At 35.9% G+C, this 22,325-nt stretch carries 17 protein-coding genes; 13 read left to right on the top strand and 4 right to left on the bottom strand.

The features are described from left to right. Nucleotides 1-75: 75 nt before the first annotated feature. Nucleotides 76-1,575 carry an S-layer homology domain-containing protein gene (locus tag AEA09_RS08110; protein WP_053583352.1) on the top strand — a complete coding sequence of 500 codons (1,500 nt, stop codon included), beginning with the start codon at nt 76-78 and terminating at the stop codon, nt 1,573-1,575. Between the two features lie 151 nt (nt 1,576-1,726). Here AEA09_RS08110 and AEA09_RS08105 read toward each other — a convergent pair whose 3' ends face one another. After that, nucleotides 1,727-2,311, bottom strand: coding sequence for a DJ-1/PfpI family protein (locus AEA09_RS08105; protein ID WP_053583351.1), 585 nt, complete (start codon nt 2,309-2,311; stop codon nt 1,727-1,729). Nucleotides 2,312-2,449: 138 nt separating this feature from the next. Between AEA09_RS08105 and AEA09_RS08100 the strand changes: the two genes are divergently transcribed. Continuing rightward, complete coding sequence (locus AEA09_RS08100; RefSeq protein ID WP_053583350.1) at nt 2,450-2,884, top strand: Lrp/AsnC family transcriptional regulator; 435 nt, start codon at nt 2,450-2,452, stop codon at nt 2,882-2,884. Between the two features lie 151 nt (nt 2,885-3,035). After that, the gene (locus tag AEA09_RS08095; RefSeq protein WP_053583349.1) at nt 3,036-6,206 is read left to right on the top strand and encodes an ATP-binding cassette domain-containing protein; all 3,171 of its coding nucleotides are present in this window, start codon (nt 3,036-3,038) and stop codon (nt 6,204-6,206) included. Between the two features lie 259 nt (nt 6,207-6,465). On the opposite strand, the gene AEA09_RS08090 is transcribed toward AEA09_RS08095, so the two are convergent. Beyond that, nucleotides 6,466-7,068: a LysE/ArgO family amino acid transporter gene (locus AEA09_RS08090; RefSeq protein WP_053583348.1), complete on the bottom strand. Its 603-nt coding sequence runs from the start codon at nt 7,066-7,068 to the stop codon at nt 6,466-6,468. 102 nt (nt 7,069-7,170) lie between these two features. Here AEA09_RS08090 and AEA09_RS08085 point away from each other — a divergent pair, with 102 nt between their 5' ends. The 4 genes from AEA09_RS08085 to AEA09_RS08065 all read left to right on the top strand — a co-directional run bounded on the left by AEA09_RS08085 (nt 7,171) and on the right by AEA09_RS08065 (nt 12,099). Beyond that, nucleotides 7,171-8,607 carry an aminotransferase-like domain-containing protein gene (locus AEA09_RS08085; RefSeq protein WP_053583347.1) on the top strand — a complete coding sequence of 479 codons (1,437 nt, stop codon included), beginning with the start codon at nt 7,171-7,173 and terminating at the stop codon, nt 8,605-8,607. Nucleotides 8,608-8,977: 370 nt separating this feature from the next. Further along, a complete protein-coding gene (locus AEA09_RS08080) occupies nt 8,978-9,361 on the top strand; it encodes a hypothetical protein (protein ID WP_053583346.1) in 384 nt (127 codons plus the stop codon). Between the two features lie 561 nt (nt 9,362-9,922). Continuing rightward, nucleotides 9,923-10,096, top strand: a complete 174-nt coding sequence (locus tag AEA09_RS19890) for a hypothetical protein (RefSeq protein WP_156312096.1) — start codon at nt 9,923-9,925, stop codon at nt 10,094-10,096. Nucleotides 10,097-11,769: 1,673 nt separating this feature from the next. After that, a complete protein-coding gene (locus tag AEA09_RS08065; protein WP_053583343.1) occupies nt 11,770-12,099 on the top strand; it encodes a hypothetical protein in 330 nt (109 codons plus the stop codon). 190 nt (nt 12,100-12,289) lie between these two features. Here AEA09_RS08065 and AEA09_RS08060 read toward each other — a convergent pair whose 3' ends face one another. Together AEA09_RS08060 and AEA09_RS08055 are read right to left on the bottom strand one after the other, a co-directional pair. Continuing rightward, on the bottom strand, nt 12,290-13,747 hold the full coding sequence (locus tag AEA09_RS08060) for an aldehyde dehydrogenase family protein (protein WP_053583342.1): 1,458 nt from the start codon (nt 13,745-13,747) through the stop codon (nt 12,290-12,292). A 228-nt stretch (nt 13,748-13,975) separates the two neighbouring features. Beyond that, nucleotides 13,976-15,127 (bottom strand): 3-phenylpropionate MFS transporter, encoded by a 1,152-nt coding sequence (locus AEA09_RS08055; protein ID WP_053583341.1) that lies wholly within the window; start codon nt 15,125-15,127, stop codon nt 13,976-13,978. A 97-nt stretch (nt 15,128-15,224) separates the two neighbouring features. On the opposite strand from AEA09_RS08055, the gene yeiL reads away from it, so the two are divergent. The 6 genes from yeiL to AEA09_RS08025 all read left to right on the top strand — a co-directional run bounded on the left by yeiL (nt 15,225) and on the right by AEA09_RS08025 (nt 22,182). Next, nucleotides 15,225-15,890, top strand: coding sequence for a transcriptional regulator YeiL (gene yeiL, locus AEA09_RS08050; protein ID WP_053583340.1), 666 nt, complete (start codon nt 15,225-15,227; stop codon nt 15,888-15,890). A 236-nt stretch (nt 15,891-16,126) separates the two neighbouring features. Further along, nucleotides 16,127-17,107 carry a diaminopimelate dehydrogenase gene (locus AEA09_RS08045; RefSeq protein ID WP_053583339.1) on the top strand — a complete coding sequence of 327 codons (981 nt, stop codon included), beginning with the start codon at nt 16,127-16,129 and terminating at the stop codon, nt 17,105-17,107. 212 nt (nt 17,108-17,319) lie between these two features. Beyond that, nucleotides 17,320-18,870 (top strand): methyl-accepting chemotaxis protein, encoded by a 1,551-nt coding sequence (locus tag AEA09_RS08040; RefSeq protein WP_053583338.1) that lies wholly within the window; start codon nt 17,320-17,322, stop codon nt 18,868-18,870. A gap of 741 nt (nt 18,871-19,611) precedes the next feature. After that, the gene (phaZ, locus tag AEA09_RS08035) at nt 19,612-20,505 is read left to right on the top strand and encodes an intracellular short-chain-length polyhydroxyalkanoate depolymerase (RefSeq protein ID WP_053583337.1); all 894 of its coding nucleotides are present in this window, start codon (nt 19,612-19,614) and stop codon (nt 20,503-20,505) included. Next, a complete protein-coding gene (gene fabG / locus AEA09_RS08030) occupies nt 20,489-21,220 on the top strand; it encodes a 3-oxoacyl-ACP reductase FabG (protein ID WP_053583336.1) in 732 nt (243 codons plus the stop codon). Before phaZ ends, fabG begins: the two co-directional genes overlap by 17 nt. Before the next feature lie 407 nt (nt 21,221-21,627). Next, a complete protein-coding gene (locus AEA09_RS08025; RefSeq protein ID WP_053583335.1) occupies nt 21,628-22,182 on the top strand; it encodes a DJ-1/PfpI family protein in 555 nt (184 codons plus the stop codon). The last annotated feature ends 143 nt before the right edge of the window (nt 22,183-22,325 follow it).

Genomic DNA, 22,325 nt, shown 5'->3' with positions numbered 1-22,325 from the left:
CATTTTCTTCCGAAGTTATGTATAATTAGTATTGTAAGAGTTTTACATAATATACAGAATAGTGGGGGATTAGGAATGATAAAACATAAGAAATATAAATTTTATACGACAACTGCGGTTGCATTAGCCGTAACGGCTGTAGCAGTAGTTCCTGCATCAGCGGCAAGTCCTTTTTCAGATGTAAGTGAAGACCATCCACATTTTAAAGGAATTTCTACACTTTCAAAAGCAGGTGTTGTAAATGGCTATGATGATGGCACATTTAAACCGTCCCAATCTGTGACACGAGGACAAGCTGCTAAAATAATTGTCAATGCATTTGAACTTGCAGCAGCAGATTCTGTAGAAAAACTAAATTTTAAAGACCTTAACAAGTCGAGTGAGTATTATGAATCTATTACAAAATTAGTAGCGCTTGGTGTGGTGAAAGGCTATGATGATAACACATTCCGACCAAACGAAACTGTCACACGTGGACAATTGGCTGCGATGATTGCACGTGCATTAGACTTAAATGCAAAAGGAACAAGTCCATTTACTGATGTACCAGAGGGCAGTTCCTATGCTAATGCTGTTACAGCACTTTATGAAGCAGGTATTTCGACAGGTATTTCTGCTACTGAATACGGTGTAAATAATAAAGTGACACGTGGTCAATTAGCTACATTCATTGTCAATGCTATGACAACAACGCCAACAGTGTCACAGCCAACGGAATCACAGCAAAGTTCCATTACTCTTGAAGAAGTATTTAACAAAGCATTAGCAAAACAGCAAGATGTGAAAAGCATGAAAGCAACAGTGACGATGACACAAGCATTAGAAGTAAGTGAAGGTAAAGAAACAATTAAAACGAACACATCGAGCAAAATGACAATGACTGCAGTTGTAGACCCTATCCAATTTTTCATTGAAGGAACAATGGCTATGACGGAGCCTGAAAGCGGCGAAGCAATAGAGATGCCATTAAAGATGTACATGACAGCAAAAGATGGTATGTATATGTATGAACCGACAGAAGGGGCTTGGATGAAGTTCCCTAGTGATATGTTTAATACGATACTTGATCAAGCAGGTGTGCAAGTAAGCGCAGCTGATCAGCTTGAAATGCTGAAAGAATTTGCAAAAGATTTCACAATGCAAGAAACAGATAATGCCTACATTTTGACACTAAATGCAGATGGTGAGAAGTTCAGTCAATTGATTAAAGAGCAAGTTTCGGCACTTTTACCTATGATGGAATCAGGCATTGAAGATGAAGATACCCTAGCAGTAGAAGAGGAAATTGGAGCATTGTTCAATAGTATGTCATTTGATAATGTGAAATATCAATTAACAATTGATAAAAAATCATTTGATATTAAAGGTATCGTGACGGATATGACTTTAGCAATGGATATGGAAGGCGTTAAAATGAAAATTGACCAAAAATCAAACATCATTTACGATGAATTTAATAAAATTACTACAATTACGATCCCACAAGAAGTGCTAAACAATGCGAAGGAACTACCAGGAATAACGGAAGAGGAAATGGATCTAGTTTCCACAATTACTCTTCCAATCATTAAGTAAAAGTGTAGCCATCTGGTGCCGATACTCAATCGGCACCAGATGGTTAATTTATTTTTAGAACACGTGTAATAGTATAAATAATTGCTTCAAAATAGCTGAATTATTCAAGAAATATGAATCTGAATTCTGATTTAAATATTTATAGCGAATTTTAGTTAAACCCCATTAAATCTTTTATTTTTTGCTTATTTTGAATTGATGTAAGGTTACTAAGTAACAGGAAGGCCACTTCAAAAGCTGTACCTGGGTTAGATGATGTAATGATATGTTCTGTCTGGACAATTCGCTCATTAACGATAATTGCCCCGTACGATTGTAGCTGCTCTAATCGTTTACTTGTTGGATGGTTGTACGTCGTTGCCTTTCGATTCTGTAAAATACCGCTATGTGCTAATGCTAGAGAAGCTACACAAATAGTTGCGATAGGCTTCTTACGCTCGTCGAAGTGACGAATAACTTGTTGAAATGCATCACTAAATGCATCCTCATAAAATCCAGCCTCTTCAAATCCTCCAGGAATCGCTAACGCATCAAAATCCTCAAAGTTAATTTCATGAAGTAATTTTTCAGGCGTTACGGTGAAATTCCATGTACACTGTAATTCCTCGTGTAAGCCTACCGTGACAACTTCTGTCGACCCATCTCCCTCCCATTTATTCCAACCAAGCACATCCGTAAAGACACTTGCTTCAACCGCTTCAAAACCATTTGCTAACAGTAATAATATTTTCGACATGTTGTTTGCCTCCTCTATACTTTTATTTTAATGAAGAAAAACAAAGTAAAACATAAGATAAAGCATGTTTTTTCTTCATTTTGCTTTATAATATAAGAAAAAACTTGTTTTTTTATTTATAAATAAAGGTGGGTACTTATGGACCAAATTGATACTGAAATTTTACAGCAACTACAACGAAGTGCAAAAATCTCGATGAAGGAGCTCGCAACGATTGTTCATTTATCATCACCAGCTGTCATTGAGCGTGTAAAGAAATTGGAAGAGCAAGGAATCATTGAAGGGTATACGACAAAGGTGAATTTAAAGAAAATTAATCGTTCAATACAAGCGATAATTCTATTTAAATCGATTGATTGTAAGAGTCTTTCGAACTTTTGTAATGCACATCCTGATGTTCTTGAATGCTACCGGGTAGCTGGTGAAATTAGTTATATCGTTAAAATTGCTACATATTCAGTGGAAACTCTAGAGCAGTTTATAGATGATGCAATGCCTTATGGGACTCCTTCAACAAATATTGTTCTGTCTCGTACTGAAAATTCAGTAATTAAACCATTTACGCTTGAATAAGGATTTTTTTATAAATGAATATATAATAGGGAATTTAGTAATCTTTGTCTCCAATTAGTATGAGTTTGTCGATTCGAAAAAACTCAACAAATTCATTTGAATTTTTACTAACATGGCAATACTAAATTTAGAAAATGGAGTGGAAATCACTATGAAAATAAATCAATTAATTGCGAACAATATTAACAAATTAGATGCGGTACTACCAGTAGATAAATCGTTAGGAATTGCTGGTTTGTCTGGATCTGGTAAAACAACTTTTTGCCAAACAATTGGTGAAGAGTCCAAGAAGCGTCTTGTTTCTTTATTGCCAAAAGCTGAATATCAGTATTTATTTCCAGCTATTATGGAAACGAATTTCAGTGCCATCAAAATGGAAGAAATGCCTTTAGTCCTTTTTCTCGGAAAATCATCAATCTCTTCCAATCCACGTTCAACAATTGGCACACATACAGGCGTATTTAAAGACATTCGTGTTACTCTTGCTGAAAAATTCGATCTGTCTCCAGAAGTTTTTTCATTTAATAATGAGTTAGGTTGGTGTCCAGGTTGTAAAGGTCGTGGAACTACTAAAAATGTCGAATGTCCTAAGTGTAAGGGGAAGCGTTATAATCAAGAAGTTCAGCAATATATGATTGAATTATTTGATAAACCACATAATATTTCTGATATCAATGACCTAAGCATAGAATCCATTATTTCACTTGCAGAAGTTTTAAATATTAGTGAAGGTAAACAACATATTCTCAATAATATAATCAATATGAATATTGGTTATTTAACATTAAATCGTATTATGGGTACATTGTCAGGTGGCGAATTAACACGACTGTACTTGGCAGAATTCATGGCATCAAGTGAAAATACTGTTATTATTATTGATGAAATCTCCGTGGGTCTTGATCACCAAACACTATTGAAAATTTTAGAACAGATTAAACAATTGGGTTATAAGAATCAAATTTGGCTCATTGATCATTCGGACACTGTGCTTGACACAACGGATGAGCAATTGTTCTTTGGTCCGGGTAGTGGTAAATATGGCGGGAAAATTGTTGAAGAATCACCACGTCCAAAACCAATCATTTGGGAACGAAATGAGGAAAAGCCAACAGAATACTATCAATTCAAAGATCTTTACTGTCGTAATATTCAAATGGCAGAAATTCAGATTCCCCAAAACAGACTTGTAACGTTTACGGGTGAGTCAGGATGTGGTAAATCAACACTTGTTAACGAGTGTATGGCCAAGGACTTTCTGAAGAGATATCCAAAAGATAAAATTGTCATGGTTGGGCAAGAACGAAACCAATCGATTACAAGTCGGTCAACAGTTGCGACTTTTCTTGATATTAAAAGGAAGCTCACAAAATATAGTGAAGATATTGATGATATTTTTGGACGCTCGATTGAAGATATTATTGAGGAACTTCCAAATGAAGACATCGCTCATAAACGCTTAAGCTTATTGATCAAACTTGGACTTGGTTATTTGACGTTGGAAAGAAAAACACAGTCCTTATCGACTGGTGAATTTCAATGTGTTCATTTAGTTTCTGAGCTGTTTGCCAACACTAGAAACCCAAATACGCTTTTTATTTTTGACGAGCCTTCTAAAGGGTTATCACAAAATATTTTAAATCAATTCATCGATAGTCTTAGGGGCATTTTGCAAGATGAATCTGTCTCAATCATAATGATTGAACATAATGCGTATATGCTGGAAAATTCTGATTTTATTGTTGATTTTGGTAAAAGACAGCTTGCACCTGTGGAGCATTTGGAGGTTGTCAGTCATGAAGACTACTATCGTCAAAAAAACAGTGAAGACCTGGTTGCTCCATTACAGATTTCTTCAACTATCAATCAAGAAAATGGCGTTAATTACTTAAAAGAAAATCATATTGCGTATTTTAAAAATGCAGAAAATGTCTATAAGGGTGGCATCTTAAAAAGCTTATCATCAATGGCACGTTTGATTTATGGTGAATACGAATCCGAAACAATTGCACCCGTCATCGCCATTGATTTAGAACGGCACTTGTATAGTCAATATAGCTTTCTCTATGAAATGGGCGGCTTGATTAATCATATTGTGGCTGCTCATCCCACCAATAAGGATACAAGAAGCTTTGATTTCTATTATCAAGATAATCATTGTCCATCATGCTCGGGCCGCCAAGTAATTGAAAAATTTGATTTTGATATTGTTATCCAGGACAAAACCGTGCAATTCTGGGATGGCTTATTACACCCAGATGTGATGGAGGTATTAAAATATTATCAATATCCTAAATTGCAATTCCTCTTTGATGAGATTAAAAATGAGCTTGGCCAGGATATAAGTAAAAGTTATAACGACATGACTGAAGAAGAAAAGCATACCTTCTTATATGGGTATTGGGAAAAGTCATTCTATGATAAAGCAGGGAAGGCGAGGAGAACTTGGGAAGGCTTTAACCTCATCATTGGGCGCTATATATTTGTATCGAAATCGATTATTAAAGAGCAAATGAAAGAATCTAAAGAGATGATTACGTGTCCAATCTGTCAAGGAACCGTGCTAAACCATCATAAAAAGCTGAAATTTGGCAATGCGGATATTCGTGAAATTATTCAGCTGCCAATTGATCAAGTGATGAAAACAGTTGGTGAGTTACCAATACTAGAAAAACTGAAGGCTATCGTCGGCGGTGATATGAATTTGACTGAAGATGTCTCTTTGTTACCTAAGGAAACACAGGTCGCTCTAAAAATGTTCGAACTGGAGCAGGGAAGCTTTGCCCATTATGAAATGGTTTTACAAAATGTTCTACCATTCTGGGGCAGTATTAGCGGTAATATCGAAGCGATCAGCATTAATAATCAAATCACCATCTGTGATTTTGACAATATTATCGAAACAAGAGAAGCAATCATTGATAAGTATTTCACCAATGGAAAATACAAAAAGCTTACCTATGTCTATGAAGCGTTTGGTTATAAAAAAATTGTCACTCAAATTAATAAGATTAAAAAAAGTCATCAATGTCCTTTCTGTAAAGGGAAGAAAATAATATCAGAAGATGGACTCCATGATGGTGTGCATAAATTATCGGTACCATGTGTTAGTTGTTTTGAAAGTGGTATCAATGATGAAGGGCGTCAGGAAATCGTCGAGGGTATAGACGTGCAAACATGGTTAACCGGCAAAGTAGGTGAAGTTGTTGCTGAAAGTGTAAATCTTGAGGCTGTTGCACATATTCCAATTTTCAATCGCATTCGTGAGTTGAATAAACGAGAAATGATGGCGATATACGAATTCCTTGAGCAAAATAATTAAAACAATCGACATTTTTATACAGGTCTTGACGTCAGTCAGTAAAGAAAACTCATTTGCAATAATAAATTGCAAATGAGTTTTTATGCTATTCTGAAGAGAAGCTTGTTGGTTTAAAATAATAATCAAATTCGCCTTGGCGTATTTGCCGCTAAACGTGGCGAGCTTAGCCAACGTTCCGTTATTCAGCAGGTGGCGCTTTTAATAAAGAAAATGAAGAAACGAAAAAGCTCATTTTTTCTATTTTATGATAAGGCGTACTTTATAGCAGCCCACTCAATAAATAAATCGCAGTTGCCCATATAAAGACAGCAGAACATTTATTAAAGGTGTTCATCAGTTTACCTGAACTGTCGAGTTTTTTGAGTGATGCACCAGCAAGTGTAAGTCCAAAAAACCACAGCCAAGAAATTAAAATACAGGCAGCAGTAAAGTAAATTTGCTCAGTGCCGCTGTATTTTAATGCACTTGTCCCGATAACACCAATCGTATCTAAAATAGCATGAGGGTTTAATAGAGAAACCGATAGTGCAAATAAAATCTGTTTTTTTATAGGGAGCGCCTCGTTATTTTCGGTTTTGGTAGGGTTGGATTTCCAAATGGCATAGCCCATATACAGTAAAAAGACAATACCAACGCTCATTAGGGCGATTCGTAACCACTCAAATTGCAGGACAATAACAGATAAGCCAAAGACAGCGAGCAAAATGAGTAAAGTATCGCACACTGCCGCTGTAACGCTAGCTGGAAAGGCACGAACTAAACGCGGCTGCGTGGCACCTTGTGAAAATACGAATACATTTTGTACACCTAATGGCAAAATAAGTCCAAATGCTAAAATAACGCCATGCAGAAATGCTTCCATTTTGTCATACCTCCTTTTCTTTACTAGTTTACGTATGTTATAACTAAAAGAAAACGACCAATTGGATGGTTTTTCACCCGTCCAATTTTAAGGAGATGCGATATGGGATGGCAACCAAATAGAGAAGTGCCAACATCGTTACAACAGCAAATTATGGATTGGATGACTGATAACATTGCGCGTGGCGACTGGGTAGTGGGGACAAAGCTTCCAACTCAAAGACAGCTCGCACTGCAGTTTGGTGTAAACCGAAGTACTGTTCAGCAAGCATTAGAAGAGTTAAAAGCAGATGGTTTACTAGAAGCAAAAGTTGGTTCGTGCGTGTTTGTAGCGGAAAACTCTTGGCATGTCTTTGTAAAGCAAGCACAGCCGAATTGGCAAAATTATATTGAGGCAAGTTTACATAAACCCAATTATCATACCATCCAGTTGATCAATGAGTATGAGCAACGAGATGATGTCATTCGTCTTGGAACAGGTGAGTTGGCACCAAGTTTATTACCAACGGCTGAAATAGAGGCTTCTTTACAAGAACTCAGTTTACAACCAACGATGCTTGGCTATTCCTCGCCACAAGGTAGTCTCTCATTGCGTTTAGCTATTTGTGAATATGTAAAAAAGAAAGGTATTCAGACGGCACCACAAAATGTTTGTATCGTTTCAGGGGCATTACAAGCATTGCAGTTGATTGCAGTTGGCTTACTGGAGCAAGGTTCTATTGTCTTTCAAGAAGAGACTTCTTATTTAAATTCTGTACACCCATTTCAATCGGTTGGCATGCAAATGGTACCTGTAGTACGTGATACTCACTTACATACCACACTTAAAGAAAGAAAACGCAAACGACAGGCGATTTTTTATACAGTCCCGACATTAAATAATCCTACAGGGGCAGTTTGGTCTCAGACTGAAAGAGAGAAACTTTATGATGCTTGCAAAGATTTACGTATCCCAATTATTGAAGATGATGTGTATCATGAGTTGTTGTTTGATGATACGACAGAGCCGATAAAAGCTATGGATGAAAGTGGGCAAGTACTTTATATTGGCAGTGTTTCGAAAACATTGAGTCCAGGTCTTCGAATAGGATGGGTCATTGGGCCATCCACAGTAATCGAGCGACTAGCCGATATCAAGATGCAAACAGATTACGGTTCTAGTGCTATTTCACAGGAAATTGTGTTGCACTGGCTCCAAACAGGAAAGTATGAAAAACATATCGAGAGCTTGCGTAAAACATTGCAGAAGAGAGCCGATTATGTAGTAGACCTACTAAAGGAAAAATTCGCAGGTATCGCAAATTGGGATCAGCCAAAGGGCGGATTTTATATTTGGATAAAATTCCATGAGCCTATAGTGAATAAGGCGTTTTTCATGCAGTTGTTACAACATCTTGTACTGATAAATCCGGGCTTCATATACGACCCACAAGATGTGCATCATGTACGACTTTCGTATGCTTATGCTACGTTAGAAGATTTAAAGACTGGCTTAGAAATTTTATATGCGATTGCGATTGAAACAATAGAGCATCAGTAAAATGCGGGTTTACAAGGTTAGGGCGCTCTGATCTGTCGTAAAGGATTTTTTTCTGTATGTAAACACTATGCCTCTAATAGATTGATATGTTCCTAGCTGTATCAGAGATTATCTATAGTTAGCCTATATCAAAAGGCTATTCTCTAGAAGGTGTTGTTCTTCCGCCAACGGAACGAGTTAGAGGTGAAAGTAATGTTAAATTTCGGTTGAATTTGCTAATCTTAAACAAGTTTTTTTATGACAAGAGTTGATATAAGTGAATGAATTTATAATTGGAGGAAAATAACGTTGTTAAAAAAATCCATCGAACCATTATAAATCCAACTAACTTTGACTATACTGAGGGAAAATAGTTCAAAGGGGATATATTATGGAAAACTTAACAATTGTAGTGAGGACGTTAGAGTACTACAACCCTCTTGGTAATGCTAATTTTTCACTAGTTTACGAAAAAACAGAAACGTTCCATGGGATTAGTAAAAGTGAATGTGTAAAAAAATATTATGAAAAAGTTAACCAGTATTTAGAGAAATACGAAGCGGAAAAGATCTCTACAACTGCAAGTAAAATTGCATATGGTCTTACTAAATATGAATTCCGTCCTAATCTCAATGTATTTTATTATGTAGAGCTTCATAACGCCAATGTGTTAGTTGATACACAAGGTCTAGGATGGCTTAATCTAGAGGAAAATTTCGATGAAGAATTTATGAGGAGAGAACTTGAATTAGTGCTAGGCGCAGCGAGCTATTAGGAAAGAGAGCAATCTAAAAGCAAACTGTCTAAATGTAATATTAAGGCTGTTTCTCAAAGTTTGTTGTTATTAAAACATAAAAAAACAAAGTTAATCCACAAAATATGTAGAATTAACTCCGTCAGAAAAATACTCAAAGTGAATTTGATATACTTAATAAACCATATAGAGTTAGTAGAAGGCCTAAATAAAACAAAACTGATCCAGTAAAAGGGTCTGTAATAAAATCAAAAAACTCCATCCACTTTTCCTGAACAGTATCGGCTTTCTTTATCTCGGGTATGTAAATACGCAACGTAATAACTATACAGATAAATCCTGTAATTAAGGATAATAAACCCATCATTAAACCTACCTTTTTATACTTTAAAGCTTTATAATTCTAACTCAGGTCAATAAAGTTTACAATCGCTTTTCATCTAAACTGCGCCGGGAGTTGAATAAAGACCTATTCTTTTTTTACATTATGTTCATACTGCTGCATCAATCCCCAAAAGCTATTTCCTGCTTACAAATAGTAATGTTATAATTAAAATATTACTGTCAAAGGAAGTACATTAAATGGATAAAAAACAAAAAATTCTTCTCATCACAATTGTATTAATTGCTTTTCCGGTCGCCTTTTTGGTGCCTGAAAGTAGATACGTTTTTCTATTAGGTCCTCTTTATTTCCTTATTTTTTTTCTATTTGAAATTTATGATTGGTTCAAAGAAAAACGAAAAAATATTTACTGATTCATTCATTGTTTTAGTCAGGGTTATAGATATAAAACCCTCCCTCTCTTGTTCGACTAACCTGCGCCGTGATTTGAATAGCAACAATCTTTTAGCAAAGAGCCAATATTAATAAGCACAAGGGATGTTATCAATCAATTAGATTTAGATAGCATCTTTTTTTATGTCCAGCAACGACTGAGCTTATTCTTAATAAAAACAATGTTAAACAGAAAAAGCATGTTAAAAACCGCTTCTGAGCTTAACTTCTTGCTGCCAGCTATAAATAGGGCTGGCAAGGGTAAATAGACTGGCTTTAAGACTTATATACATATATGTACCCACTTCTCGGGCGCTGTAGTTATAAATCATTGAATTGATAAAACTGTTCTTCTTTCTTATATAAACAGGAATCCCCTTTAATGCGCTGGTGGTTAAAAAGGTTAATTTTACAAGTTTTGAGATAAATAATACAATTATAATACGGGAGGTGTCAAAATGAACAATGACGAAATTTTAATAAGTATTGTAGTAAAAAAACTAGAAAATCAAACGAAGAATTGAATATTCCTAACGAACTCAGAGCGGAATTAAGCAGTAGTATATGTAGGAGTGCTAAAGATTGCATCATTAACTTTCTGGAGAAAAAAGAGGATGAAGAACTTTCCGCATTATATGGAAGCAGGTTAGGACTACATGAAAAATGGATTGAGCTAGAACCTGGAGAAACTCTGTTGGATTCTTTCAATAAAAGAATGTTAGGGGAAAGCTAGATAGAAGACATAGCAAACCCATGATTTACGAAGTAGTAGAAGGTAGGGAAGAAAAGAGCTTTTATTCCTTCACAATTTAATACCTATTGAATAAATCATAAAAAGAATGAAGATTACAAAGCGAAAAGTACTATTTTGTCGTTCACTTTAACTTCTTGCTGTTTTTTTTGAATAAAGCAATTTAAAAGCAGCTACAAGGCTGGCAGCTTTCTTTTTTTATTGGCTGTGTTAAATAACTCTGTTGATACTTGAATCCACTTTAATATCTTAAAGGTTTGATTTAAATTGACCAAAAAATTAGGTTTAAAATTAGTCTTTGCCATAATAGTTATCTTCCTTATTTTCATAGGCTATCCAGCTTTTAGCATTTTATCTTTTAGTGACAAAATTCAATTAGTTAAAACCGATGGAGCTGCTGTTTGGGATGATGAACCATCTCCCGTTCTTCTTACGAGAGTTAGTATTCTAAATTGGTTATATTGTTAGTTTGCCATTTAGGTAATTCCAATTAGGAAAGGACTTTAACCAGCAGTCCTTTTATTTTGAAATTTTTGTTTAACAAAGCATTTTATTAAATATATGATGCAAGTGCAATAAAACCTCGAGTTTTTTCTTAACCTACATCATTTTATTATTATTTTATTTTATATTTCGGCACTCGAATGTGGTCTAGATAGCTTAGACTTTGTAAAAGTAATTACGGAGTTAGCTTAGATCAATACAACTACAGCAGTATAATTGATAGCGTATTGGAGAAACCAATATTATACGGTATTAAAGAAGATATTTCCGATTGGGACATAGGATTAGTTGATACCACTTATCTTATATAGACAAAATATAATGAGCAATTAATATAAAAGTCATCACTATTGATAATAACTCGGCAAAGAAATAATCGATATCAAGGAGAGATTTTAAATGAAGATTGATATTAGAAACGATGTTATGGATAAATTGAAGGCGATGGGGATAGATGCTACTGAGCAAACTATCAATAGCATTGTTCAACGAGTTTACGAAGCGGTTATCACAAGAGATTATTACGATATAATTGAGGAAGCAATAAAGGTTGAAAATGAACGTCGAGACGCGAAAAAAGACGAGGATCCACAAACTAAACTTTCAAATAAATATGAAGGCGTCAAAGAAGAAGTATTAGAGCCTACAAATAACAGAACAAGTTTTGAAGACCCTGTGAAAAAAGATATTCAAAAGAATTTGTTAGGGGGATTGTTTTGGTGGCTGTAATATAAAATCAGTAATAGCATCATTTTAACCAATGGCTTTTATAATGATCGTCGAGAGCAACAATCTTTTTTGAGAATAGCCAATCAAAAAACCGCTCCACATCTATTAAAATGTGGAGCGGTTTTTCAAATATTTAAAGACAACTGAGGTCTTAAGCCTTTTCCAAAAGCTCTAAGGGTATCCGCTTATATTAGAATGGATATTGTCTTGGTGCTTTTTGTACAGAAATCCATTTTACTTGTGTGAACTCGTCCACGTAGAATGGGTTACCGAAGCGACCTACACCACTTTGGCGCATCCCACCGAATGGAGCAGTAGGTTCGTCGTTTACACTTTGGTCATTGATATGTGTCATACCGAATTCGATTTCTTTTGCATATTCACGTGCTTGTTCAACATTGCCTGAGAAGATTGCTGAGCTTAAACCGTAAATTGTATCGTTCGCAAATTCAATTGCTTCTTCATCAGAATCCGCTTTAATGATAGGGGCTACTGGGCCAAAGATTTCTGACTGTGCCAGGTGGCTATCATTTTTCACGTTACCAAAGATTGTTGGAGTCATGACGTTTCCTTCGACACGGCCATCAAGTAACACTTCTGTACCTTCTGCTTTTGCTTGTTCAATAATTGCTAAGGCATGCTTGCGTTGTTTATCGTTAATGATTGGTCCAATTGCAACTTCATGGTTACGAGGATCACCATATTTAATGCCTTTCACATGTTCAACGAATTTCGTTGTAAATTCTTCATATAGATCTTTGTGTACAATAATACGGTTTGTAATCATACAAATTTGACCTTGGTGAAGGAACTTACCGAATGCTGCTGCTTTTACAGCTTGATCTACATCCGCATCAGAAAGTACGACGAATGGCGCGTTACCACCAAGTTCAAGTGCTACACGTTTAAATTCACGACCAGCTACTGCACCAATATGACGACCTACTTCAGTAGAACCTGTGAAGCTTACTAGTTTTACAGTTGGATGTTCTACCATGATGTCACCAATAACTGATGATTTCGTTAGTAGGCTTTGGAATACAGCTGCTGGAATACCTGCATGATCAAACGCTTTTGCGATTACCGAACCAGAAGCCAAGCTTACTTGTAAATCCGCTTTGTGTACAACTGTGTTACCAAGAGCAAGTGCTGGTACAATCGTACGCATTGATAAGTATAGCGGGAAGTTAAATGGTGCAATTGAAGATACAACACCTAGTGGTAGGCGGTGGATTTCATTTACTTTGTCAGGAATAATTGATGCTTCTGTACGTACTTCATACGCCAGATCAACCACTTTTAACGCTTCTTGCATCGCGCCGATTGTGCTATCAATTTCAATACTAGCCTTCACAAAGCTTGAACCTGATTCTTCAATTAATAAGTCGATGATATCAGAACGATTATCGATGAAATATTTTTTCGCTTTTTCAATGACTTCTTTACGAAGAGTCGCGTTATGAGCCCAATTTTTAAATGCTGCTTGTGCATAACCAAATGCTTCTTCTGCTTGTTCTTTTGATGCCATTTGTACTGTTGTTAGTAGTGCGTCATCAAATTTATTTGTAATATCAAATGATTTGCCGCTATTTCCGTCAATCCATTCTCCGTTAATATAGCTTTTGTTTAATGATAGATATTGTTTCAATTGTAGCGCCTCCGAATGATAAGTTTTTGTTTTTTTACTACTTATACACTTAATATAAAGGTATTTTTATATAAATGTTAATAATTAGCTTGTGAATTTAGTAACAAGAAGAACAGCGAACGAGATTTGAACAAGAGAGCTTTCTTTCAGTCACTACACCTATAAATACGCAACTATACAAAAACAAGCTACCTCAATAGAATTTGAGGTAGCTTGTCTTCGAGATATTTAATAGTTGTACCTCTTACGTGTTGCCAGTACGATAAGAATCGCAGGCACGGTACAAATAATCATTGCTAAAAACGATAAGCCCGGTGATATTTCATATAGATAACCACCTAAAAACGTGAGTATTGCCGTACTTAGACCCATAGCAAGAGCTGAATACAGACCTTGTGCATTTGGAATTTGCTCCTTCGGCAAAGTCTTTGTTATATAGGCGATAAAGGCATAATGAGCTAAAGCAAAGGATAGAGCATGCAATATTTGTGAGAGTACAAAAACAAATACATTTGGGAAAAGGAATATTAATACCCAGCGCAATGTAGAACCAATTCCCGCTAATAGCAGTAGTGATGATGAGCGCCATGTTGTGAATAATGTATCAGCCTTCATGAAATAAAGGATTTCACAAATAACAGCTATATTAATAATCATACCTATATAAAGAGGGTTAACGTTTAAATCCTCCAAATAAATATAACCATAACTATAGTAAGAAGCATGTGCTCCTTGTAATAAAATTACGATTAATAATACAACTGGGAAGCCTTTCAGTTTCCACAGTGTTTTCATGGAAAGTGATTGTTCACGATCTTCTTTGGTTGGAACAGCGAGCAATACTTTCGGTGTTGCCGTTAGTTGCATCATTAGCATACCAATCAGTCCAACAATCATGCTCCAAAAGATCATTTGTTTGCCGAATACACCTGTCAGCATACTAATAATCAATACTGCAATGACAAATCCAAAGGAGCCATATGATCGGCTTTTACCGTAATGGACATGACTTTGTTGTACAAGTGTTGCTGCACTACTTTCAATTGCTGGAAGTAATGCTGGGTAAAAGGCGCTAAATAAAATCGTCACGATGAAAAGAGACGTAAAGGATGTACTAGGAATATAGAGTAGCGCCGTCATCAGTGCTCCGAGTGCTAAAATACCATTTAGGTTTTTGTTATTGACGTATTTTGCGAGTGTAGGGAAGAAGAATAAGTTAGAAGCAGCACGGGCAAGTAAACCACAACCCATAACTATGCTTGCTTCAGAAACGGTAAGTTGCTTGGCATCGACAAGCCAACCTGTCCAGTAGGGTAAAAAGATACCCCATGTGAAGAAAAAGGCAAAGAAATTTTGTGAAAGCCATCGTTGATTGTTCATAAGACATCGTACCTCCATTAACTATGTTGAATAATAGCACGTTCCTCGTTAGAATAATGTGAGATATCTCATATTTTGAAAGGTTAGGGGTGAAAAATTGCAAATAATAACTGGAGATTTACTCACACACTATATAGAGCAATATCCAATTGACGATTACTTTTCGTTTGATATACGGCCTTATATGAAGGTATGCCTGTTTGAGAAGGGAGAATGGATTTTCAAGGAAGGCTCGTACCCAGATACGATGTATTACATGGTCGAGGGGAAGGCCAAACTTTATGTAACACATAAAAACGGTAAGGTATCTTTAATTGAATATATTGAAGCGCCTTGTTTTATGGGAGAAATTGAATTACTAAATGAAGCGAGGTATACAAAGGGGATTCAGACAGTGGCAAGGACCATTTGTTTGTCGATTGCTGTACATGAATGTAGAGAGAAACTACTTGCAGATGCGATATTTTTACGTAGAATTTGTGTATTTCTTGGAGAAAAGGCAACCGCTGTAACAGCAAAATACACACAAAATCAAGTTTACCCGCTCGAAAATCGTTTAGCAGCCTTTATCCAGCTATCATCCGATCAAGGCATTTATAAGGAAAAGCATACTGAAATATGTGAGTATTTAGGCGTGTCTTATCGTCATTTATTGTACGTTCTTGCACAATTTTGTGAAGAAAACATATTAGAGAAGACCAAAAAAGGGTATCGCATTATCAATGATAAACGCCTTGGTGAGTTAGCACAGGAAATTTTATAAAATGTTTCTAAAAGGAATAATGGAAAAGATCCATTTTATTTAAGAGGGAAATTCCAGAATTACTTTGAAACCGCATTCATGCCAATGTCGGATAGTAATCATACAAAACTTGTATAGATTATTGAGAAAAATAGGTACTCAAACTATTGTGAATTTTTCTAACACAAAGTATCATTATAGTTAGATTTAACGTGAACGACTTCACAAAGTCACGTTAACGTAAGGAGGAATTTTTTATGAGTAAGATTCGAGTGGGTATTGTAGGTTACGGTAATTTAGGACGTGGTGTTGAATATGCGGTTTCTCAAAATCCAGATATGGAAGTAGTCGCAGTTTTTACACGTCGTGACCCCTCTTCAGTAAACGTTGCTAGCAACGCGAGTGTATATTTAGTAGATGATGCCGAAAAATTCCAAAATGATATTGATGTGATGATTTTATGTGGTGGTTCTGCAACAGACTTACCAGAACAAGGTCCACACTTCGCACAATGGTTTAATACAATTGACAGTTTTGACACACATGCGAAAATTCCAGAATTCTTCGCTGCTGTAGATAAAGTTGCTCAACAATCTGGCAAAGTATCTGTTATTTCAGTAGGTTGGGATCCAGGCTTGTTCTCACTAAATCGTGTTTTAGGTGAAGCGGTACTACCAGTAGGCACAACATACACATTCTGGGGCGATGGCCTAAGCCAAGGGCACTCAGATGCTGTACGTCGCATCGAAGGCGTCAAACAAGCAGTACAATATACACTACCGATTAAAGATGCGGTAGAACGTGTTCGGAACGGTGAAAACCCTGAGCTTACGACACGAGAAAAACACGCACGTGAATGTTGGGTTGTATTAGCAGAAGGCGCAGATGCTGCAAAAGTTGAGCAAGAAATTGTTACAATGCCAAACTACTTCGATGAGTACAATACAACAGTAAACTTCATCAATGAAGAAGAATTTAATGCAAATCATACTGGAATGCCTCATGGCGGCTTTGTTATACGCAGTGGAGAAAGCGGTGCGGATGACAAACAAATTCTAGAATTCTCGTTAAAGCTTGAGAGTAATCCAAACTTTACATCAAGTGTACTTGTGGCATATGCTCGTGCAGCATATCGTTTAAGCAAGTCTGGCGACAAAGGTGCAAAAACAGTATTTGATATTCCTTATGGTTTATTATCACCAAAATCGGCTGCAGAATTACGTGCCGAATTATTATAAACATTCAAGTCCAATTATCGATTATGATAATTGGACTTTTTTTTTAGATAATATTTACCTAATCAACACACTTGTTCATATACTATTTTAAAAAAATACTTCAAACTAGCCAATGACACCCGATAAGAGATATGGAACAACTATATAATAATGGTATTTAATGTATATTTAGTACCGTTAATTGTTGTAAAAACAAAGTAGAAGGTGCAAATGTGAATAAAGAACATATTTTACAGGAACGGAATAGTTTAATTTTAAAAATCACATCGGGTGTGGTACTGCTAGCGATTGCAATCTATGTATTACATCATCAATTTGGCTTTTTAGAGATGCAAACAATTCAAGTAAATGGGCAGTTAAATAGATCGTTTCTTTATACGATATCTGTCCTTACATTGCTGGCTATTCCAATCGGACTAAGTATTGTTGCATGGCTAATGTATTTAAAAAACGCAAAGAATGATCTTCTTCCATGGCTATTAATGCTAGCATTAACTTTTGCAAGTATTGCATGTATTGCCGCTGGTAATGGCTTAGTAGAATATCACTTCTCAATCTTTATGGTGCTTGCGTTTATTGGTACTTTCCAAAATATCCGACTTGTTGTAGTAAGCACAGTTATTTTTGCTGTTCAGCATTTAGGCGGTTACTTTTTATTTCCAGAATTAATTTGCGGAACGAGTGACTATTCGTTTACATTATTATTAATTCATGCAGTCTATTTAATATTAACTAGTACGGCTACCATCTTGATTATTCATAAAACGCTCAAAACGGAAGCTTATTATCGTGAAAATGAAGAAAGTTCAAAAAAAGAATTACAAAATTTGTTAGACGAGTTAAGTCGTTTAGGGAATGTAGTGAACGAACAATCGTTGGAACTTGCTACTGATTCAAAATTAATGACAGACGCAAGTCATCATATTACAAATGCACTTCGCAGTAATGAGAAAGATTTAAAACAAGATGCTGTTGAACTACAAAAAGGTTTTACTAAAAACGAAGTGTTGCTTGAGGAATTTGAACATATCCAAACAAGTGCAAAGCAAGTGGCATCCAAAGCGAAACATAGCTTACAACAGGCTTCCGCGGGGAGAGAATCTGTGAATGGCGTTTCAACACAAATGCAAGTGATTATAGCATCTATTGAATCGATAAACGATTTAGTCATACAGCTGGCTAGTCAGTCACAGCTTATCACACATTCTCTAGGTGAAATTGAAAGCATCTCCGAGCAAACGAAACTTCTTGCATTAAATGCATCGATTGAAGCAGCACGTGCAGGTGAGAATGGTAAAGGATTTGCGGTTGTCGCAGGTGAAATTCGAAAACTCGCTACCCACTCACAACAATCAACAGCAGATATTCAATCAGTATTACAAAACATTGATATTCAGGTACAAGAAATAGCAGGAAAAATGAATATTGGAATGGATGAAATTCAAAAAGGTAATGCCACAATAATGAGCAATGCGGATTTATTCCATATTATTTTAAACTCTATGCAAGATGTCGAAAGTGGCGTTGAACAAATTTCAGTTGCATCACAAATAGTAGCCACACAAGCAAGCGAGACAAATGGGATCTTCACGAGTATATTGGATTCCAATAGTACATCTTTAGAAAATGTATCTGTTATTGCCAATGCTGCACAAGATCAATACACGTCAACAGAATCATTAAAGCAAGTAATAAGTGAGCTTCAGACAATGGCGAATGAATTAAATTTACTTACGAATAAAATTAACGCTTCAAAAGCATAGAATTATTGAAAATCGTTCGGTCATCTCGAGCGATTTTTTTGTTGCATATAAATGAAGAAAACCAAAATAGAACGGTTTTGAATGCCATAATCAATCATATAATATAAGGAAAACTGCTAAAAAATTAATTGTTTATAAGGATCTATGCCAAAATCTGTTCTTGTAAAACATAAGCATGAATTCTGAGTAGATCAAAATCACGAGGTCGCATTTGTTTTTCACGAGCGAATACTGAACAGCAAATTTTTTAGAATATTTTTCAAATGTAAAAAAAAGCTTATTTGCCAAAATTGATATACGACTTAAATATAAATATGTGTCAAACTAGGCTAAAGTCCTGAAATGACGCTTATTTAAAAATATGTCGTATATCAAAATCGAGCGTTTGAATAAATTCGATTTTTTTTAAGTCACTTTTGAATTTCCTGTGTTAAAACGAAAATGACCTTGATACATTTTGATAAAAAAATATTCACTCTTTTTCTTCTAAATTCAGATTGATGTTGCTCGCAATTTATTCAAAATACAACAAATATTATGAATAAAGATAATTAAGTAGAATTCCCTAAAATGCTCGATGGTTGTTACAAGAGTACAAGTAAGGGTTTTGGTAATAACCTTTTTATAAATTAGAAAATAATTTAGATCACTTAGACATACAAGATGGGGACATTGGTTGATGCAGGTATTGGCTACATTTATGGAGCTATAACAATTCGATGGAGATGAGGGAGAAGTACAATGTTGTTGACGGTTCAACTACCTAATGGGGAATCTGCGGCTTTTCGTAAACGCGATGGCGGGGAACATATTATTTTATTAATTCACGGTAATATGACGTCTTCAAAACATTGGGATGTATTTATAGAATCTTTAGATACAAAATATACTGTTTATGCGGTGGATTTACGAGGTTTTGGGGGTTCAACTTACCATCAACCTATTACTAAGATTAAAGATTTTAGTGATGACGTAAAACTGTTTGTTGATGAATTACAGTTAACACATTTCGATATGATTGGCTGGTCAACTGGTGGCGCCGTATGTATGCAGTTTGTAGCAAATTACCCGGGATACTGTCAGCGACTCCTTTTATTAGCTTCCGCTTCTACGAGAGGGTATCCGTTCTATACCAATTTAGGTACAGGTAACCAAGCATCTTTAAAACAAGCGACTACTTATGAAGAAGTATTGCTGGATTCATCCAAAACCAAATTAGTGCAAGGCTTTTATGATACTCAAAATAAGGAAGGATTAAAAGCGATTTGGAATGCACTTATTTATACGCATAAACAACCAGAATCGGAACATTATGATGCTTATTTGGATGATATGTTAACTCAACGAAACCTTGCTGAAGTATATCATGCCTTAAATACTTTCAATATAAGTGCGATTGGAACAAATGAAGTCCAGCAAATTACCATTCCAACACTAGTTTTAAGAGGAGATCGGGATTACGTCATTACCGAACAAATGACAAATGAAACGATTGAAGATTTAGGGGAAAATGTACAATTTCAAAGTTTAGAAAACTGCGGCCATTCACCACTTATAGATGATTTACCACAGCTTATTTCAAAAATAGAAAGCTTTTTAGAAATAGGAGGGGAAAATTATGCGTTTAAACAATAAAGTTGCCATTATTACGGGTGCAGCAAATGGGATTGGTTTTGCCGCAGCTGAACGGTTCATTGAGGAAGGTGCAAAAGTAATAATAGCAGATTTTGATGAAGCGGCTGGTATTGCTGCTGCAAAACGTCTTGGCAGTCAAGCGTCTTACGTCAAAGTAAATGTGGCTGATAGGCAAAGTGTGAAAACATTAGTAGCAACTGTGATGGAGCAAGCAGGTCAAATCGATATTTTAGTGAATAATGCCGGAATAACAAGAGATGCAATGCTGACAAAAATGAAGGAAGATCAGTTTCAACAAGTCCTAGATGTTAACTTGAGTGGTGTTTTTCATTGTACACAGGAAGTCATTCCTCACATGATTGCGTCAGGTCGTGGCAAAATCATTAATACTTCCTCTGTTAGTGGGATTTACGGTAATGTCGGTCAAACCAATTATGCAGCAGCAAAAGCGGCAATTGTAGGTATGACCAAAACGTGGGCAAAGGAGCTAGGTCGTAAAGGAATCAATGTGAATGCAGTTGCACCAGGATTTACCGAAACAGAAATGGTGAAAAAAATGCCCGAAACGATACTAGAACAAATGCGCTCCGTCGTTCCATTACAAAGATTAGGAGCGCCACGAGATATTGCAAACGCATATTTATTTTTAGCGTCTGATGAAGCTTCTTATATTAGTGGACACACGCTTCATGTGGACGGCGCTATTATGATGTAGTAAAGGGAGACGTTCAAGATGATTGTGTAGCTAGCTTGGATTTTAAAACATACTTCTTTAACACCATCCACATCCAATAAATAGATATATTAACCATTCTCAAGTAAACTTTGATGGAAAAAAGGACCTGTTGGAGGTCCTTTTTCTTGTATCTTTTTCACCTAACGAATCCCACTAAGTAAAAGGGGATTTATGTTTATGTTCCTTGTATCTCTGCTCTTATCATTAAACATGAAGAAGTCATGTCATATAAATCTTCATAGCACATCACGCTTCTGTGCCAAGTATACTTAAAGCGGATTATCTTGAATCATTTTCTTTTTTATGAAAATCACAAAAAATAGCAGGGTATTTCTTTGAAGCGTCGAATTAAGGTACTAGATTCATAAATAAAAGGGGATGGGAATATGACAAAAAATGTTTTGATTATTGCTGGTGACGCTGTAGAGGCGTTGGAGATTTTTTATCCGTATTATCGATGCTTAGAGGCGGGCTATAATGTAACGATTGCAGCACCTTCAGCGAAGAAAATGCAAACGGTTTTACATGATTTTGTTGATGGGGTCGATACATATATCGAACGTCCCGCATATGGCTTAGAGGCTAATGCTGCCTTTGCTGACATTGATCCAGCACAATTTGATGGGTTGATTATTCCAGGTGGTCGTGCGCCTGAATACATTCGTTTAAACGAGTATGTCCCAGCGATTGTAAGCCATTTTTTTGAAGTAGATAAACCGATTGCAGCAGTTTGTCACGCGGCTCAAATTTTCGCGACAATTCCTGAAGTTCTTAAAGGGCGCGAGCTAACTGCATATATTGCATGCAAACCTGAAGTCCAAGTAGCAGGTGGTACGTATATTGACGCAAATTTGCATACTGACGGCAATCTTGTAAGCGGTCATGCATGGCCAGATTTGCCAGGACTAATGCGTGAATTTATTCGAAAATTAGAAGATTAAGCGAAAAGGGTGTCCGAAATGATTTTTCGGGCATCCTTTTATTTAATGAACTTAAAATCTCAGCATAGTAGACAAAATTGAGAATATGATGAGTTTATTATTTTCGCTCATTTGGATGTATTTTAAAATGCTTTCTTTCTCGA

Origin of the sequence: Lysinibacillus contaminans (assembly GCF_001278945.1) — a bacterium.
GTDB lineage: Bacteria > Bacillota > Bacilli > Bacillales_A > Planococcaceae > Lysinibacillus > Lysinibacillus contaminans.
The sequence above is the reverse complement of the archived record's forward strand: the minus strand, read 5'-3'. Positions and strand labels throughout refer to the sequence as shown.